Annotated in this window: 20 protein-coding genes; 18 read left to right on the forward strand and 2 right to left on the reverse strand. The window is 71.4% G+C overall.

What is annotated here, in order from left to right:
• Positions 1-60: 60 nt before the first annotated feature.
• A complete protein-coding gene (locus ACFYW5_RS21205; RefSeq protein WP_389418582.1) occupies positions 61-1,638 on the reverse strand; it encodes an oxidoreductase in 1,578 nt (525 codons plus the stop codon).
• A gap of 170 nt (positions 1,639-1,808) precedes the next feature.
• On the opposite strand from ACFYW5_RS21205, the gene hisD reads away from it, so the two are divergent.
• Genes hisD through hisF form a run of 8 tightly spaced genes read left to right on the forward strand, consistent with a single transcriptional unit; the run spans position 1,809 to position 7,530 of the window.
• Entirely contained in the window at positions 1,809-3,134 is a 1,326-nt protein-coding gene (gene hisD, locus ACFYW5_RS21210; RefSeq protein WP_389418583.1) for a histidinol dehydrogenase, read from the forward strand.
• Positions 3,131-4,237 (forward strand): histidinol-phosphate transaminase, encoded by a 1,107-nt coding sequence (locus ACFYW5_RS21215; protein WP_389418584.1) that lies wholly within the window; start codon positions 3,131-3,133, stop codon positions 4,235-4,237. The genes hisD and ACFYW5_RS21215 overlap by 4 nt, the downstream gene beginning before the upstream one ends.
• A complete protein-coding gene (gene hisB, locus ACFYW5_RS21220; protein WP_250070406.1) occupies positions 4,234-4,827 on the forward strand; it encodes an imidazoleglycerol-phosphate dehydratase HisB in 594 nt (197 codons plus the stop codon). Before ACFYW5_RS21215 ends, hisB begins: the two co-directional genes overlap by 4 nt.
• On the forward strand, positions 4,824-4,988 hold the full coding sequence (locus ACFYW5_RS21225) for a hypothetical protein (protein ID WP_389418585.1): 165 nt from the start codon (positions 4,824-4,826) through the stop codon (positions 4,986-4,988). The genes hisB and ACFYW5_RS21225 overlap by 4 nt, the downstream gene beginning before the upstream one ends.
• Positions 4,985-5,629, forward strand: coding sequence for an imidazole glycerol phosphate synthase subunit HisH (gene hisH, locus ACFYW5_RS21230; RefSeq protein WP_389418586.1), 645 nt, complete (start codon positions 4,985-4,987; stop codon positions 5,627-5,629). Before ACFYW5_RS21225 ends, hisH begins: the two co-directional genes overlap by 4 nt.
• Positions 5,629-6,369, forward strand: a complete 741-nt coding sequence (priA, locus tag ACFYW5_RS21235; protein ID WP_389418587.1) for a bifunctional 1-(5-phosphoribosyl)-5-((5-phosphoribosylamino)methylideneamino)imidazole-4-carboxamide isomerase/phosphoribosylanthranilate isomerase PriA — start codon at positions 5,629-5,631, stop codon at positions 6,367-6,369. The genes hisH and priA overlap by 1 nt, the downstream gene beginning before the upstream one ends.
• Positions 6,366-6,761, forward strand: coding sequence for a RidA family protein (locus ACFYW5_RS21240; RefSeq protein WP_389418588.1), 396 nt, complete (start codon positions 6,366-6,368; stop codon positions 6,759-6,761). The genes priA and ACFYW5_RS21240 overlap by 4 nt, the downstream gene beginning before the upstream one ends.
• A 13-nt stretch (positions 6,762-6,774) precedes the next feature.
• Positions 6,775-7,530, forward strand: a complete 756-nt coding sequence (gene hisF, locus ACFYW5_RS21245) for an imidazole glycerol phosphate synthase subunit HisF (protein WP_389418589.1) — start codon at positions 6,775-6,777, stop codon at positions 7,528-7,530.
• A 72-nt stretch (positions 7,531-7,602) separates the two neighbouring features.
• On the opposite strand, the gene ACFYW5_RS21250 is transcribed toward hisF, so the two are convergent.
• The gene (locus tag ACFYW5_RS21250) at positions 7,603-8,238 is read right to left on the reverse strand and encodes a TIGR03085 family metal-binding protein (RefSeq protein ID WP_389418590.1); all 636 of its coding nucleotides are present in this window, start codon (positions 8,236-8,238) and stop codon (positions 7,603-7,605) included.
• Positions 8,239-8,321: 83 nt separating this feature from the next.
• On the opposite strand from ACFYW5_RS21250, the gene hisI reads away from it, so the two are divergent.
• The 10 genes from hisI to ACFYW5_RS21300 all read left to right on the forward strand — a co-directional run bounded on the left by hisI (position 8,322) and on the right by ACFYW5_RS21300 (position 15,983).
• Entirely contained in the window at positions 8,322-8,711 is a 390-nt protein-coding gene (gene hisI / locus ACFYW5_RS21255) for a phosphoribosyl-AMP cyclohydrolase (RefSeq protein WP_389418591.1), read from the forward strand.
• A gap of 11 nt (positions 8,712-8,722) precedes the next feature.
• Positions 8,723-10,201 carry an anthranilate synthase component I gene (locus ACFYW5_RS21260; RefSeq protein ID WP_389418592.1) on the forward strand — a complete coding sequence of 493 codons (1,479 nt, stop codon included), beginning with the start codon at positions 8,723-8,725 and terminating at the stop codon, positions 10,199-10,201.
• A gap of 51 nt (positions 10,202-10,252) precedes the next feature.
• The gene (locus ACFYW5_RS21265; protein ID WP_389418593.1) at positions 10,253-10,891 is read left to right on the forward strand and encodes a TIGR02234 family membrane protein; all 639 of its coding nucleotides are present in this window, start codon (positions 10,253-10,255) and stop codon (positions 10,889-10,891) included.
• A gap of 107 nt (positions 10,892-10,998) precedes the next feature.
• Complete coding sequence (locus tag ACFYW5_RS21270) at positions 10,999-11,244, forward strand: HGxxPAAW family protein (protein ID WP_250070416.1); 246 nt, start codon at positions 10,999-11,001, stop codon at positions 11,242-11,244.
• A 60-nt stretch (positions 11,245-11,304) separates the two neighbouring features.
• On the forward strand, positions 11,305-11,742 hold the full coding sequence (locus ACFYW5_RS21275) for a DUF2752 domain-containing protein (protein ID WP_389418594.1): 438 nt from the start codon (positions 11,305-11,307) through the stop codon (positions 11,740-11,742).
• 124 nt (positions 11,743-11,866) lie between these two features.
• Entirely contained in the window at positions 11,867-12,676 is an 810-nt protein-coding gene (gene trpC, locus ACFYW5_RS21280; RefSeq protein WP_389418595.1) for an indole-3-glycerol phosphate synthase TrpC, read from the forward strand.
• Between the two features lie 34 nt (positions 12,677-12,710).
• A complete protein-coding gene (gene trpM / locus ACFYW5_RS21285; protein WP_389418868.1) occupies positions 12,711-12,893 on the forward strand; it encodes a tryptophan biosynthesis modulator TrpM in 183 nt (60 codons plus the stop codon).
• Between the two features lie 116 nt (positions 12,894-13,009).
• The gene (trpB, locus tag ACFYW5_RS21290) at positions 13,010-14,293 is read left to right on the forward strand and encodes a tryptophan synthase subunit beta (RefSeq protein ID WP_389418596.1); all 1,284 of its coding nucleotides are present in this window, start codon (positions 13,010-13,012) and stop codon (positions 14,291-14,293) included.
• The gene (gene trpA, locus ACFYW5_RS21295) at positions 14,290-15,108 is read left to right on the forward strand and encodes a tryptophan synthase subunit alpha (RefSeq protein ID WP_389418597.1); all 819 of its coding nucleotides are present in this window, start codon (positions 14,290-14,292) and stop codon (positions 15,106-15,108) included. The genes trpB and trpA overlap by 4 nt, the downstream gene beginning before the upstream one ends.
• 98 nt (positions 15,109-15,206) lie before the next feature.
• On the forward strand, positions 15,207-15,983 hold the full coding sequence (locus ACFYW5_RS21300) for a DsbA family protein (RefSeq protein ID WP_389418598.1): 777 nt from the start codon (positions 15,207-15,209) through the stop codon (positions 15,981-15,983).
• The last annotated feature ends 15 nt before the right edge of the window (positions 15,984-15,998 follow it).

The following is a 15,998-nucleotide window of genomic DNA, read 5'->3' on the forward strand; positions in this document are numbered from 1 at the left end:
GAGGCTCCGGGCAACTCCCGGAAAGTTGTACGGCGCTGGGTCAAGGGCAGGTAAAAAGCTTCAGCTCCGCCTCAGCGTCCGGCTCGCCCCCGCCGCGACCGTCGTCGCCAGGATCCAGCCCAGCAGCACCATCACCGCCGCCAGCCACTGCCAGCCGCCCTTGAGCTGCCAGAAGCCGACCTGGCCCAGGTCGATGACCGGCAGCAGCAGGTCCAGGGCGAACAGCGTCGGGTTCCACTCCGGGTGCTCCCCGCGCTTGATCGGCGGATGCCCGCCCCGCGCGAAGGCCACCGAGCCCGCCGCCCACAGCATCGCCATCCACACCGCCGCCCGGCCCGGCCGGTACCCGTAGGCGACCGTCCAGTCCTGCGCATACCCCCACAGCTTGGCGGCGATCGGCAGGCTCTCGCGGCGCCGGCGCTGCTTGGCCAGGAGCACCTCGCGCGCGTCCTCGTCCTCACCACCGGCCCGCAGCACCGAGGCGAGCCGCTCGTACGGCTCCGGGTTGTACTCGGCGGTCGCCGCGGCCACCCAGCCGAGCCGTTCGTCGAGCGGGAACGGCCCGCGCGGCACCAGGTTCTCGTAGCAGAAGCCGCCCATGTGCAGCCGGCCGGGGCCCGGCCAGGCGTCCGCGCGATCCATCAGGTTGACGATCCGCGCGCCCGACAGCACGACCGTGCCGCGCGCCGGATGCTCCCCGAGGAAGCGCAGCTCCGGAGTCTGTATCCGGCGCAGCGACAGCTCCTGCTCGTCGGTGAAGGTGAACCGGGCCCGCTCCATGTCGACCGCGTCCCCGAACCGCCCGTCGTCCAGCCGCACCCCGCCCTGGCACTCGAACCGCTGGATCCGGGTCCCGCGGGCCGGGGTCATGCCGCTGAGCAGCGGGTTCCCCAGGCCCGCCGGGGTCAGGTACAGGGAGCGCTCCACGGTCAGCTGGGGGGCGTTCAGCGCCAGCCGCGTGTACGGGTTGACCAGCCGCGCCCCGCGCAGGCTCAGCGACACCCCGATCTTCGCGCTGCGCAGGCTCATCTCGCCGTGCGACTCCAGTAGCTCCGCCTGGAGGTCCTGCCCGACGGACATGCCGTCCCCGGCGATCGAACGGCCGCTGCGGTCGCGGTACACGATGGCCTGGTTGAGCAGCAGGTCGGTGCCTATCCGGGCGTCGGTGAGCCGGATGCCGTTGTGGAAGCGGCAGCGCGGCAGATGCAGATCACCCTCGGTGTGCACCCGGGCCGCCTCCAGGCGCGGCACCGAGCAGTCCACCAGCCGCACGGTCGTGAACCGGGCCTCCGGTAACAGCACGTCCCGCTCGAAACGGCAGCCGCGCATCTCGACGTAGGGCACCACCGTGCCGCCCGCCAGGTCCAGGCTGCCGTCGATCCGCACGCCGACCAGCTTCAGGGACGACACCCGGCCGGCCAGCGCGGGCGGCCCGTCCAGCAGCAGCCAGCACACGATCCGGGCCCGCACGGCCCGCTCGGGCCCCCACGGATGCCCGCCGTGCGGATCGTCGACGACGGTGTCGCCGCTGCTCAGGTCGTACACGCTGCCGTTGCGGAAGGCCTGCCACATCCCGGCCTCGGCGGCGGTCAGATCGTCCGGCGGCTCTCCGTCGCGCAGGCCGGCCCCGTCGGTCACAGCTGTTCCTTCCTCCCCGGCTACTCATGGGTTTCGTACAACCGTTCATGCCCGCTGAGTGACGGACTGAACACAGAACGTGAAGGTGATCTCGCTCTCCGTGGGCACTTCTGTATCAGCCATTGATACGTGCGGACAGGGCCCGAGCGCGGTCTGAGAGAATTGACGTCGTGATCTCCCGAATCGATCTGCGCGGCGACGCCCTTCCCGAGGGCCCCGCACTGCGCGACCTGCTGCCCCGAGCCGACTTCGACGTTCAGGCCGCCCTGGAGAAGGTGCGTCCGATCTGCGAGGCCGTGCATCATCGTGGCGACGCGGCGCTGATCGATTTCGCGGAGAAGTTCGACGGGGTCCGGCTCGACCAGGTGCGGGTTCCGGCCGCGGCCCTCGGCAAGGCGCTCGAAGAACTCGACCCCGCCGTCCGCGCGGCCCTGGAGGAGTCCATCCGCCGCGCCCGTCTCGTCCACCGCGCGCAGCGCCGTACGACGCACACCACGCAGGTCGTGCCCGGCGGCCGGGTGACCGAGAAGTGGGTGCCGGTCGACCGCGTCGGGCTGTACGCGCCGGGCGGGCGGTCGGTGTACCCGTCCTCCGTGATCATGAACGTCGTACCGGCCCAGGAGGCCGGCGTCGAGTCGATCGCGCTCGCCTCCCCGGCTCAGGCGGAGTTCGGCGGCCTGCCGCACCCGACGATCCTCGCCGCCTGCGCGCTGCTCGGCGTCGACGAGGTGTACGCCGCCGGCGGCGCCACGGCCGTCGCGATGTTCGCCTACGGCACCGAGTCCTGCCCGCCCGCCCCCATGGTCACCGGCCCCGGCAACATCTGGGTCGCCGCCGCCAAGCGCTACTTCACCGGCAAGATCGGCATCGACGCCGAGGCCGGCCCGACCGAGATCGCGGTCCTCGCCGACGCCACCGCCGACCCGGTGCACGTCGCCTCCGACCTGATCAGCCAGGCCGAGCACGACCCGCTGGCCGCCGCGGTCCTGGTCACCGACTCGGTGGAGCTGGCGGACGCGGTGGAGAAGGAGCTGGAGCCGCAGGTCGCGGCCACCAAGCACATCGACGACCGGATCGTCCCGGCGCTCAAGGGCAAGCAGTCCGCGATCGTCCTCGTCGACGGGATCGAGGAGGGCCTCCGGGTCGTCGACGCCTACGGCGCCGAGCACCTGGAGATCCAGACGGCCGACGCGGCCGCCGTGGCCGACCGGGTGCGCAACGCCGGCGCGATCTTCATCGGCCCCTGGGCACCCGTCTCGCTCGGCGACTACGCCGCCGGGTCCAACCACGTCCTGCCGACCGGCGGCTGCGCCTGCCACTCCTCGGGCCTGTCGGTCCAGTCCTTCCTGCGCGGCATCCACATCGTCGACTACACGAAGGACGCGCTGGCGGAGGTGGCGCATCACGTGGTCACGCTGGCGGAGGCGGAGGATCTGCCGGCGCACGGCGCGGCGATCAAGGCACGGTTCGGGTGGAAGGTTCCTGAGGGCAAGTGACTGGCATCGACGATCTCCCCGTACGGGACGAGCTGCGCGGCAAGTCCCCCTACGGCGCGCCCCAGCTGGACGTGCCGGTACGGCTGAACACCAACGAGAACCCCTACCCGCTGCCCGAGGCGCTGGTCGAGCGGATCGCCGAGCGGGTGCGCGACGCGGCCCGCAACCTCAACCGCTACCCCGACCGGGACGCCGTGGAGCTGCGCACCCAGCTCGCCGCGTACCTGAGCGACACCTCCGGCCACCAGGTCTCCCTCGCCAACGTCTGGGCCGCCAACGGCTCCAACGAGGTCATCCAGCAGCTGCTGCAGACCTTCGGCGGACCCGGCCGTACCGCCCTCGGCTTCGAGCCCTCGTACTCGATGCACGGGCTCATCGCGCGCGGCACCGGCACCGGCTGGATCTCCGGGCCGCGCAACGCCGACTTCACCATCGACCTCGCCGCCGCCGAGCGGGCCGTCGCCGAGCACCGGCCGGACGTCGTCTTCATCACCAGCCCCAACAACCCCACCGGCAACGCCGTCCCGGCCGAGACGGTCCTCGCCCTGTACGAGGCCGCCCAGGCGGCCAAGCCGTCGATCGTGGTGGTCGACGAGGCGTACATCGAGTTCAGCCACGGCGACTCGCTGCTGCCGCTGATCGAGGGGCGGCCGCATCTGGTCGTCTCGCGGACCATGTCGAAGGCGTTCGGCGCGGCCGGCCTGCGCCTCGGCTACCTCGCCGCGCACCCGGCCGTCGTCGACGCCGTCCAGCTGGTCCGGCTGCCCTACCACCTGTCGGCCGTCACCCAGGCGACCGCCCTGGCCGCCCTGGAGCACACCGACACCCTGCTCGGCTACGTCGAGCAGCTGAAGGCCGAGCGGGACCGGCTGGTCGCCGAGCTGCGGGCCCTGGGCTTCGCGGTGGTGGAGTCCGACGCGAACTTCGTGCAGTTCGGACTCTTCGAGGACTCCCACACCGCCTGGCAGCAGATCCTCGACCGGGGTGTGCTGGTCCGCGACAACGGCATCCCCGGCTGGCTGCGGGTGTCCGCGGGAACCCCCGCCGAAAACGACGCGTTCCTCGACGCGGTACGTGAACTGAAGAAGGAGCAGAGCGCATGAACCGCGTGGGACGCGTGGAGCGAGTCACCAAGGAGACCTCGGTGCTCGTCGAGATCGATCTCGACGGCAGCGGCAAGGTGGACGTGTCGACAGGCGTCGGCTTCTACGACCACATGCTCGACCAGCTCGGCCGGCACGGTCTGTTCGACCTGACCGTGAAGACCGAGGGCGATCTGCACATCGACTCGCACCACACCATCGAGGACACCGCCCTCGCCCTGGGCGCCGCCTTCAAGAAGGCCCTCGGCGACAAGGTGGGCATCTACCGCTTCGGCAACTGCACGGTCCCGCTGGACGAGTCCCTCGCCCAGGTCACCGTCGACCTCTCCGGCCGCCCCTACCTCGTGCACACCGAGCCCGAGAAGATGGCGCCGATGATCGGCGAGTACGACACCACGATGACCCGGCACATCCTGGAGTCCTTCGTCGCCCAGGCGCAGATCGCGCTGCACGTGCACGTGCCCTACGGGCGCAACGCTCACCACATCGTGGAGTGCCAGTTCAAGGCGCTGGCCCGGGCCCTGAGGTACGCCTCCGAGCGCGACCCGCGCGCGGCCGGCATCCTCCCCTCCACGAAGGGCGCGCTGTGAACGGCCTGTCCACCGTCCTGATCGTCGTCGGCCTCTTCCTGGTCGGCGGGATCATCTCCTTCGTCAAGCAGGGGATGCCGAAGAACCTGGTCGTGCTGCTCTCCATCGGCGCCGCGATGTGTCTGGTCGCCGGTGTCATGAGGCTGGAGGTGTGGAGTTGAGCGCTTCTTCGAAGAAGGTCGTCGTCTTCGACTACGGCTTCGGCAACGTCCGTTCCGCCGAGCGCGCCCTCGCCCGGACCGGCGCCCAGGTCGAGATAACCCGCGACTTCGACAAGGCCATGAACGCCGACGGGCTGCTGGTGCCCGGCGTCGGCGCCTTCGCCGCCTGCATGACGGGCCTGCGCGAAGCGCGCGGTGACTGGATCGTCGACCGCCGGCTGTCCGGCGGGCGCCCGGTGCTCGGCATCTGCGTCGGGATGCAGATCCTGTTCGCGCGGGGCATCGAGCACGGCGTGGAGAGCGAGGGGCTCGACGAGTGGCCCGGCTCGGTCGAGCCGCTGCAGGCCGACATCGTGCCCCACATGGGCTGGAACACCGTGGACGCCCCGGCCGACTCCGAGCTGTTCGCCGGCCTGGACGCGGACGCCCGCTTCTACTTCGTGCACTCCTACGCCGTCCACGACTGGACCCTGGAGACGCACAACGCCTCGATGACGGCCCCCAAGGTCACCTGGTCGACGCACGGCAAGCCGTTCGTGGCCGCCGTGGAGAACGGCACCCTGTGGGCCACGCAGTTCCACCCCGAGAAGTCCGGCGACGCCGGAGCGCAGCTGCTGAACAACTGGATCGGAACCCTCTGATGTCTGCCAAGCCCTCAGGAAAGCTCGAACTCCTCCCGGCCGTCGACGTCCGTGACGGCCAGGCGGTCCGCCTGGTGCACGGCGAGTCCGGCACGGAGACCTCCTACGGCTCCCCGCTGGAGGCCGCCCTCGCCTGGCAGCGCTCCGGCGCCGAGTGGCTGCACCTGGTCGACCTGGACGCCGCCTTCGGTACCGGCGACAACCGGGACCTGATCGCCGAGGTCGCCAAGGCGATGGACATCAAGGTCGAGCTGTCCGGCGGCATCCGCGACGACGACACGCTCGCCGCCGCCCTGGCCACCGGCTGCACCCGCGTGAACCTCGGCACGGCCGCGCTGGAGACCCCGGAGTGGGTCGCCAAGGTCATCGCCGAGCACGGCGACAAGATCGCGGTCGGTCTGGACGTCCGCGGCACCACGCTGCGCGGCCGCGGCTGGACCCGCGACGGCGGCGACCTCTACGAGACGCTGGAGCGCCTCAACACGGAGGGCTGCGCCCGTTACGTCGTCACCGACATCGCCAAGGACGGCACCCTCCAGGGCCCGAACCTGGAGCTGCTGAAGAACGTCTGCGCGGCGACGGACCGCCCGGTCGTGGCCTCCGGCGGCGTGTCGTCCCTGGACGACCTGCGCGCCATCGCCGAACTGGTACCCCTCGGTGTCGAGGGCGCCATCGTCGGGAAGGCGCTGTACGCGAAGGCGTTCACCCTGGAAGAGGCCTTGGAGGCTGTGTCGTCATGACGTCCGATGCCGTACGGCGGGTGCAGAGCGGAAGTCCCTGGGAAGAGTCCTTCGGTTTTGCCCGCGCCGTGGCGGCGGGGGACCTGGTGCTGGTGTCGGGCACCACGTCCTTCAAGGGCGATGTGCTGTACGGCGAGGGCGACCCGTACGAACAGGCCAAGGCGGCCTTCACCAGCGCGATCGAGGCGATCGGCGAGTTCGGGCTCGGGGTGGAGTCGGTGATCCGCACGCGGATGTACCTGACCCACGCGCGGGACGTGGACGCCGTGGGCCGGGCCCACCAGGAGTTCTTCGACGCGGTGCGGCCGGTGTCGACGCTGCTCGTGGTGGAGGGCTTCGTGGACTCGCGCATCCTGGTCGAAGTGGAAATAGAAGCATTCAGAGGACATTAGAGGAGCCGGTTTCATGACCCTGGCGGTCCGAGTCATCCCCTGCCTGGACGTGGACAACGGCCGGGTCGTCAAGGGCGTGAACTTCCAGAACCTGCGCGACGCGGGCGACCCCGTCGAGATGGCGAAGGTGTACGACGCCGAGGGCGCCGACGAGCTGACGTTCCTGGACATCACCGCGTCGTCCGGCAACCGCGAGACCACCTACGACGTGGTGCGCCGCACCGCCGAGCAGGTCTTCATCCCGCTGACCGTCGGCGGCGGGGTGCGCACCGCCGAGGACGTCGACAAGCTGCTGCGTGCGGGCGCGGACAAGGTGGGCGTGAACACCGCGGCCATCGCCCGCCCGGACCTGATCCGCGAGATCGCCGAGCGGTTCGGCCGCCAGGTGCTGGTCCTGTCGGTGGACGCCCGCCGTACACCGTCCGGCGGCTTCGAGGTCACCACCCACGGCGGCCGCAAGGGCACCGGCATTGACGCCGTGGAGTGGGCGCACCGGGCCGCGGAGCTGGGCGCGGGGGAGATCCTGCTCAACTCGATGGACGCGGACGGCACGAAGGACGGCTACGACATCGAGATGATCGAGTCGGTCCGGGGGCACGTCTCGATCCCGGTGATCGCCTCCGGCGGCGCCGGAAAGCTCGACGACTTCGCCCCGGCGATCGAGGCGGGCGCGGACGCGGTCCTCGCGGCGTCGGTCTTCCACTTCGGCGACCTGCGCATCGGCGAGGTGAAGCAGGCACTGAGGAAGGCGGGGCATCCCGTCCGGTAGGCGTGGGGCAGGGCCCCGGTCGTCTCTGGCGGCCGGGGCTTTCTCCTGGGCGGACCGTGGCCCCTCGGGCCCTCAGAGCCCCAGCTGTTTACCCTCGTGGAGTTTGGTGATGGCTGCCTTTTCGCCCTCCAGTTCCACTTCGGCGACGTTCAGGCGGCCGTAGAGGAAGAGCAGGAGCTCCGAGGGCTGGCCCGTCGCCGTCACCACGGGGGTGCCGCGCTGGGCCACCGCCGTCTGGCCGTCGGGGCGGCGCAGGACCAGGCCGGTGGGCGTGGAGCGGCCCAGGAGGCGGGCGGTCCGCTCCAGCCGGGACCACAGAGCGTCCTGGAAGACCGGGTCGAGCTCGCGGGGCGTCCAGCCGGGGCGGGCCCGGCGGACGTCCTCGGTGTGGACGTAGAACTCCACCGTGCTCGACATCTCCTCGACCTGCTTCAGCGAGAACGGGGAGAAGCGGGGCGGGCCGGTCCGGATCAGCTGGATCAGTTCCTCGTACGGCTTGTCCGTGAACTCCGCCATCACCCGGTCCAGCCGGGCGGCGAGCGGTTTGATCAGGATGCCGCCGGCGGCGTCGGGGCGGCGTTCGCGCACCACGACGTGCGCGGCGAGATCGCGGGTGGTCCAGCCCTCGCACAGGGTCGGGGCCTCGGGGCCCTCGGCCTCCAGGAGGTCGGCCAGCAGAAGTCGTTCACGCTTGGCGAAAGTCGACATGCCGTCAGCCTACGACTGCCCTCCGGGTCCGGACAGTGGACAGGGCGCCATCACTGTCGGTGCGGCGCGGCACAATGGCACCCATGACCAGCATGCCCCGCCAGCCCAGCCGGCTGGACCCCGAGATCGCCGCGCGCCTCAAGCGCAGCGCCGACGGGCTCCTCCCCGCCATCGCCCAGCAGTACGACACCGGTGAAGTGCTCATGCTCGGCTGGATGGACGACGAGGCGCTGCATCGCACCCTGACCACCGGCCGCTGCACCTACTGGTCGCGCAGCCGCCAGGAGTACTGGGTCAAGGGCGACACCTCCGGCCACTTCCAGTGGGTGAAGTCCGTCGCCCTCGACTGCGACGCCGACACCGTCCTCGTCCGGGTCGACCAGGTCGGCGCCGCCTGCCACACCGGCGCGCGCACCTGCTTCGACACGGACGTCCTGCTCAAGGATTCCGGCGCACCGGCCGGAGATCAGTAAGGTCACCGGCCATGGACCTCGAGACCTTCCGCAAGCTCGCCACCGACCGGCGCGTCATCCCGGTCACGCGCAAGCTCCTCGCCGACGGCGACACCCCGGTCGCGCTCTACCGCAAGCTCGCCGCCGAGCGCCCCGGCACCTTCCTGCTGGAGTCCGCGGAGAACGGCCGCTCCTGGTCCCGCTACTCCTTCGTGGGCGTCCGCTCGGCGGCCACCCTCACCGAGCGGGACGGCCAGGCGCACTGGCAGGGCGTCCCGCCCGTCGGCGTCCCCACGGACGGCGACCCGCTCGCCGCCCTGCGCGCCACCATCGAGGCCCTGCACACCCCGCACCAGGAGGGCATGCCGCCCTTCACCGGCGGCATGGTCGGCTATCTCGGCTACGACATCGTGCGCCGCCTGGAGAAGATCGGCCCCGGCGACCGCGACGACCTGCGGCTGCCCGAGCTGACCATGCTCCTCACCAGCGATCTCGCCGTCATGGACCACTGGGAGGGCTCGGTCCTGCTGATCGCCAACGCGATCAACCACAACGACCTCGACACCGGCGTGGACGAGGCCCACGCGGACGCGGTCGCCCGGCTGGACGCCATGGAGGCGGACCTGTCCCGCGCGGTCGCCCAGCCCCCGGCCGTCCTGCCGCCCTCCGAACTCCCCGAGTACACCGCCCTGTGGGGCGGCGCGGACTTCCGGGCGGCTGTCGAGGACGTCAAGGAGCGCATCCGCGCCGGCGAGGCCTTCCAGGTCGTCCCCTCCCAGCGCTTCGAGACGCCCTGCACGGCGAGCGCGCTGGACGTCTACCGGGTGCTCAGGGCGACCAACCCGTCGCCGTACATGTACCTGTTCCGCTTCGACGGCTTCGACGTCGTCGGCTCCTCCCCGGAGGCGCTGGTCAAGGTCGAGGACGGGCGGGCCATGGTCCACCCCATCGCCGGCACCCGGTGGCGCGGGGCCACCCCGCAGGAGGACCAGGCCCTCGCCGACGACCTGCTCGCCGACCCCAAGGAGCGCGCCGAGCACCTGATGCTCGTCGACCTCGGCCGCAACGACCTCGGACGGGTCTGCGAGCCCGGTTCGGTGGAGGTCGTCGACTTCATGTCCATCGAGCGCTACTCCCACGTGATGCACATCGTCTCCACGGTCACCGGACGGGTGGCGCCGGGCCGCACCGCCTTCGACGTCCTGACGGCCTGCTTCCCCGCGGGCACCCTCTCCGGTGCCCCCAAGCCACGCGCGATGCAGATCATCGACGAACTCGAGCCGTCCCGGCGCGGCCTGTACGGCGGGTGCGTCGGCTACCTCGACTTCGCGGGCGACTCCGACACCGCCATCGCCATCCGCACGGCCCTGCTGCGCGACGGCACCGCCTACGTCCAGGCGGGCGCCGGAATCGTCGCCGACTCCGACCCGGTCGCCGAGGACACCGAGTGCCGCAACAAGGCGGCGGCGGTCCTGCGCGCGGTGCACACGGCGAACCGACTCGGGAAATAGGGCGCTTCTCATAGAGCCCCGGGTGACGGTTCGCCCGGGGTTCAGGCGATAGTGGAGTACGTGACTGCCGTTCCTCACCCCCGTTCCGAAGCCCCGGGCCCCGCCAGGGCCGGCCGGCTCAGCCTCGCCGGAGCCCTGCTGGCCGGCGCGCTGGGCGCGGCCGTGGTGCTGCTGTCCACCCGCCAGCGCTGGTCGGAGGGGACCGCCACGGTGGCCGGCGGCGACTTCCCGCTCACCGCCAGCGGCAGCGACGTCACGGGCGTACCCGCGTCGCTCGCCATAGTGGGCCTCGCCGCCCTGGTCGCCGTCTTCGCCGTCCGCCGGCTCGGCCGGGTCTTCGTCGCGGGGCTGCTCGCACTGTCCGGCGCGGGGACCATCGCCGCGTCGCTGATCGGCGCGGGCGACAGTTCCGCACTGGACGAGCAGGCCGCGCAGACGACCGGCGACACCGCCGCGACCGTGGCCGCGCTCAGCCACACCGCCTGGCCGTACGTGGCGGCCGTCGGCGGCGCGCTGCTGCTGATCGCCGGACTGCTGGCCCTGCTGTACGCGCCCCTGTGGCCCGCGATGTCGAGCCGCTACGAGCGCTCCGGCGCCCCCCGGCCCCGCAAGGCACCCACCGTGGACCCCGACCGGCCCGAGGACCTGTGGAAGGCACTCGACCGCGGCGAGGACCCGACCGGGGCCTGAGCACCGACGCGCGAGAGCGACCCCCGATCACCTCACCCGTGCGCATGCGGGACAATGACGGTGAGCGTCCGGCTCAGAGACTTACACACAGCAACGAGGAGCAAGTCATGGCGGGCAGCAGCCACGGTCACACCCCGGCCGCCTGGACCGGTGTCACAATCGCCTTCATCGGTTTCTGCGTCGCGGGCGCCTTCATGGTGCTGGCCAGCCCGGCGGGCTTCTGGGCGGGCATGGGCATCGTCGTCCTCGGTGGCATCGTCGGCTGGATCATGAAGATCGTCGGTCTCGGCGCGCCGAAGGAAGCGGGCAAGCCGCACTTCGAGAAGCGCGAGACGGCAAGCGTCGAGGGCTGAGCCGCACGACGTACCCGAGGGGCGGCCCTGGAGCCGCCCCTCACGCGTTGCGGGGGCACAATGCGAGGCGTGAACACCGACAGCCGGAGGGTGACGCGCCGAGGCGCCGCGGCGCGGCTCGCCGTACCCGGCGGCGTACTGGCCGCCGTCGTGACAGCTTTCGCCTACGTCGCAACCGTGGACCCGCACGAGCCCGGCCACTACCCGGCCTGCCCCCTGCTCCAGCTGACCGGCCTGTACTGCCCCGGCTGCGGCGGACTGCGCAGCGCCCACGCCTTCGTGCACGGCGACCTCGCGGCGGCGCTGCAGAACAACGCGGCGGCGGTACTGGGCTATCTGGCCTTCGCCGTGCTGTGGACCGTCTGGGTGGTCCGCGCGGCGCGCGGACGGCCCCTGCGGCTCGATCCCGGCCCGGCGCTCCTGTGGACGCTGGGCGCGTTGCTGCTGGTCTTCACCGTTGTCCGGAACCTGCCCTTCGGTGGCTGGCTGCACCCTTGATCAACTGATGAACGTCCAGGTAGTGGGATCGGCGTCAACCGGATGCTGGGCCTACGCCTTCCTCCGGATACCATCGCAGTGACCACCCGTTTTTCGTCATCGCATCGGGAAGGGGGCCGCTCGCGTGAGTGTGCTCGACGAGATCATCGACGGAGTCCGTGCCGACCTCGCGGAGCGGCAGGCGCGCGTCAGCCTCGACGAGCTCAAGGAGCGCGCCGCGAAGGCTTCCGCTGCCAAGGACGGGGTCGCCGCGCTCAGGGGCGACGGCGTCAAGGTGATCTGCGAGGTCAAGCGGTCCAGCCCCTCCAAGGGCGCGCTGGCCGCGATCGCCGACCCGGCCGGACTCGCCGCGGACTACGAGGCGGGCGGCGCGGCCGTCATCTCCGTACTGACCGAGGAGCGGCGCTTCGGCGGCTCGCTGGCCGACCTGGAGGCCGTCCGCGCCCGCGTCGACATCCCGGTCCTGCGCAAGGACTTCATCGTCACGTCGTACCAGCTGTGGGAGGCCCGGGCCTACGGCGCCGACCTCGCGCTGCTCATCGTCGCCGCTCTCGACCAGCCGGCCCTGGAGTCGCTGATCGAGCGCGCGGAGTCCATCGGCCTGACCCCGCTGGTCGAGGTGCACGACGAGGACGAGGTCGAGCGGGCCGTGGACGCGGGCGCCAAGATCATCGGTGTCAACGCCCGCAACCTGAAGACCCTCGAGGTCGACCGCGGCACCTTCGAGCGCATCGCGCCCGAGATCCCGTCCACCCTCGTCAAGGTCGCCGAGTCCGGCGTACGCGGCCCGCACGACCTCATCGCCTACGCCAACGCCGGCGCCGACGCGGTCCTGGTCGGCGAGTCCCTGGTCACCGGCCGCGACCCCAAGTCCGCGGTGGCCGACCTGGTGGCGGCGGGCGAGCACCCCGCCCTGCGCCACGGGCGCGGCTGATCCTTCGATAGGCTTGGCGGCGATGACGCTCCTGATGACTTTGTCGGCCACGGACCGCTACGCCCGCCTGGCGCGCGGCTGTCGGCCCCGTGGCTGCCGTGCGCCCGCACGCAGGGTGCACGGCCGCAGGGTGCGGTACGTCATCGGAGATGAGCCGGGCCAGGTCAATGGCATGCGATGGCACAAGCGCCCCGTCAGGGGCGCGGGACAGTTCTGAATATGCGGCTCCGCCGCGCGGGCGCGACCAGCCACAACGGTCTCGCAGCCGTCTGACGATCCCCCGCCCCACGGCGAACAGTGTTCTTTCATCGGCACTCACCGTGAGGTAGACGCATGCCCAGCGAGTTCTTCATCCCCGACCCCCAGGGTCAAGTTCCCAGCACCGAAGGCTACTTCGGCGCATTCGGCGGCAAGTTCATCCCCGAGGCCCTGGTCGCCGCCGTGGACGAGGTCGCCGTCGAGTACGACAAGGCCAAGCACGACTCCGAGTTCGCCCGTGAACTGGACGACCTGCTCGTCCACTACACGGGCCGCCCGTCGGCGCTCACCGAAGTCCCCCGTTTCGCGGAACACGCGGGCGGCGCCCGGGTCTTCCTCAAGCGCGAGGACCTCAACCACACCGGCTCGCACAAGATCAACAACGTGCTCGGCCAGGCCCTGCTCACCCGGCGCATGGGCAAGACCCGGGTGATCGCCGAGACCGGCGCCGGTCAGCACGGTGTCGCCACGGCCACGGCCTGCGCCCTGTTCGGCCTCGACTGCACCATCTACATGGGCGAGATCGACACCCAGCGCCAGGCCCTCAACGTGGCCCGCATGCGCATGCTCGGCGCCGAGGTCATCGCCGTGAAGTCCGGCAGCCGCACGCTGAAGGACGCGATCAACGAGGCGTTCCGCGACTGGGTCGCCAATGTCGACCACACCCACTACCTCTTCGGTACGGTCGCGGGCCCGCACCCCTTCCCGGCGATGGTCCGCGACTTCCACCGGGTCATCGGCGTGGAGGCCCGCCGTCAGATCCTGGAGCGCGCCGGACGCCTGCCCGACGCGGCCGTCGCCTGCGTCGGCGGCGGCTCCAACGCCATCGGCCTCTTCCACGCCTTCATCCCGGACGAGGGCGTCCGCCTGATCGGGTGCGAGCCCGCCGGGCACGGCGTCGAGACCGGCGAGCACGCGGCCACCCTGACCGCGGGCGAGCCCGGCATCCTGCACGGTTCGCGGTCCTACGTCCTCCAGGACGACGAGGGCCAGATCACCGAGCCGTACTCGATCTCGGCCGGCCTGGACTACCCGGGCGTCGGCCCGGAGCACTCCTACCTGCGCGACAGCGGCCGTGGCGAGTACCGCGCGATCACCGACGACGCGGCCATGCAGGCGCTGCGTCTGCTGTCGCGGACCGAGGGCATCATCCCCGCGATCGAGAGCGCCCACGCGCTGGCCGGCGCCCTGGAGGTCGGCCGGGAGCTGGGCAAGGACGGGCTGATCGTGGTCAACCTGTCCGGCCGCGGCGACAAGGACATGGACACGGCCGCCCGCTATTTCGGCCTGTACGACACCGACGCCGAGGTCGCGGCGAACGCCGCCGACACCGCCGAGATCGAGGGGGACGCCAAGTGAGCGGGAACATCCAACTGCTGGCCGACACCCTCGCCGCCGCCAAGGCGGAGGGACGCGCGGCGCTCATCGCCTACCTCCCGGCCGGATTCCCGAGCGTGGACGGCGGCATCGAGGCGATCAAGGCCGTCTTCGACGGCGGCGCAGACATCGTCGAGGTCGGTCTGCCGCACAGCGACCCCGTCCTCGACGGTCCGGTCATCCAGACCGCCGACGACATCGCCCTGCGCGGCGGGGTGAGGATCGCCGACGTCATGCGCACGGTCCGCGAGGCCCACGAGGCGACCGGGAAGCCGGTGCTCGTGATGACGTACTGGAACCCGATCGACCGCTACGGCGTCGAGCGGTTCACCGCCGAGCTCGCGGAGGCGGGCGGCGCCGGGTGCATCCTGCCCGACCTGCCGGTGCAGGAGTCGGCGCTGTGGCGGGAGCACGCCGAGAAGCACGGGCTCGCCACGGTCTTCGTGGTCGCGCCCAGCAGCAAGGACGAACGGCTGGGGCGAATCACCGCGGCGGGCAGCGGCTTCGTCTACGCCGCCTCGCTGATGGGCGTCACCGGTACCCGTGAGTCGGTCGGCGCGCAGGCGCAGGACCTGGTCGAGCGGACCCGGGCCACCGGGACCGGGCTGCCGGTCTGTGTCGGGCTCGGCGTCTCCAACGCTGTCCAGGCGGCCGAGGTCGCCGGCTTCGCCGACGGCGTGATCGTCGGCTCGGCCTTCGTGAAGCGGATGCTGGACGCGCCGGACCACGCGACCGGTATCGAGGGCGTCCGCGCGCTCGCCGGGGACCTGGCCAAGGGCGTGCGCGGACAAGGGTGACGACTCACCGCCAGGCGGGACATGTCGTACAGGTCACTCGAACGGGTGGACCTGGGGCCGGGGAGGCGCTGGGCGCCTCCCCGGTTCGTTTCCGGGGTGTGAGCGAGAAGAACCGTGAGGGAAAGCGCACCGCCCGGGAGAAGCTGGCGGTCGAGCGAGAGAAGCAGAAGTCCGCGGAGAAGCGCCGCCGCGCGCTGATCGTCGGCGTGAGCGTCGTCTGCGTGCTGGGGCTCGCGGCGGTGATCGGAGTGATCGCCGCCAATGCCGGGAAGGACGACGGCAGCGACTCCGCGGGTCCCGTCGTCGCGCCCTCGGGCGCGCAGGGCGAGGACGGCCTGGCGCTCCCGGTCGGCAAGGACAGCGCCCCGTCGACCCTCGTCGTCTGGGAGGACTTCCGCTGCCCGGCCTGCAAGTCCTTCGAGGACACCTACCGCTCGACGATCCATGAGCTGACCGACGCGGGCCAGCTCAAGGTGGAGTACCACCTCGCGACGATCATCGACGGCAATATGGGCGGCACCGGCTCCCGCAACTCCGCCAACGCCGCGGCCTGCTCCCAGGACGTCGGCAAGTTCGCCGACTACCACGACGTGCTCTACCAGAACCAGCCCCCCGAGACCGACGACGCCTTCGCGGAGAACGACAAGCTGTTCGAGCTGGCCGCGAAGGTCGACGGGCTCGACACACCCGCCTTCCGCACCTGCGTGGAGAAGGGCACTCACAACAGCTGGGTCGCGAAGTCCAACGAGGCCTTCCGCAGCGGCGGCTTCACCGGCACGCCGACCGTCCTGCTCGATGGCAAGAACATCTACCAGGACCAGTCGATGACGCCCCAGAAGCTGAAGGAGCGGGTGCAGGAGGCGGCCAAGGGATGAGGCGCCCGGGCCCGC

The sequence above is a fragment of the Streptomyces sp. NPDC002779 genome, assembly GCF_042888685.1.
Classification (GTDB): Bacteria; Actinomycetota; Actinomycetes; order Streptomycetales; family Streptomycetaceae; genus Streptomyces.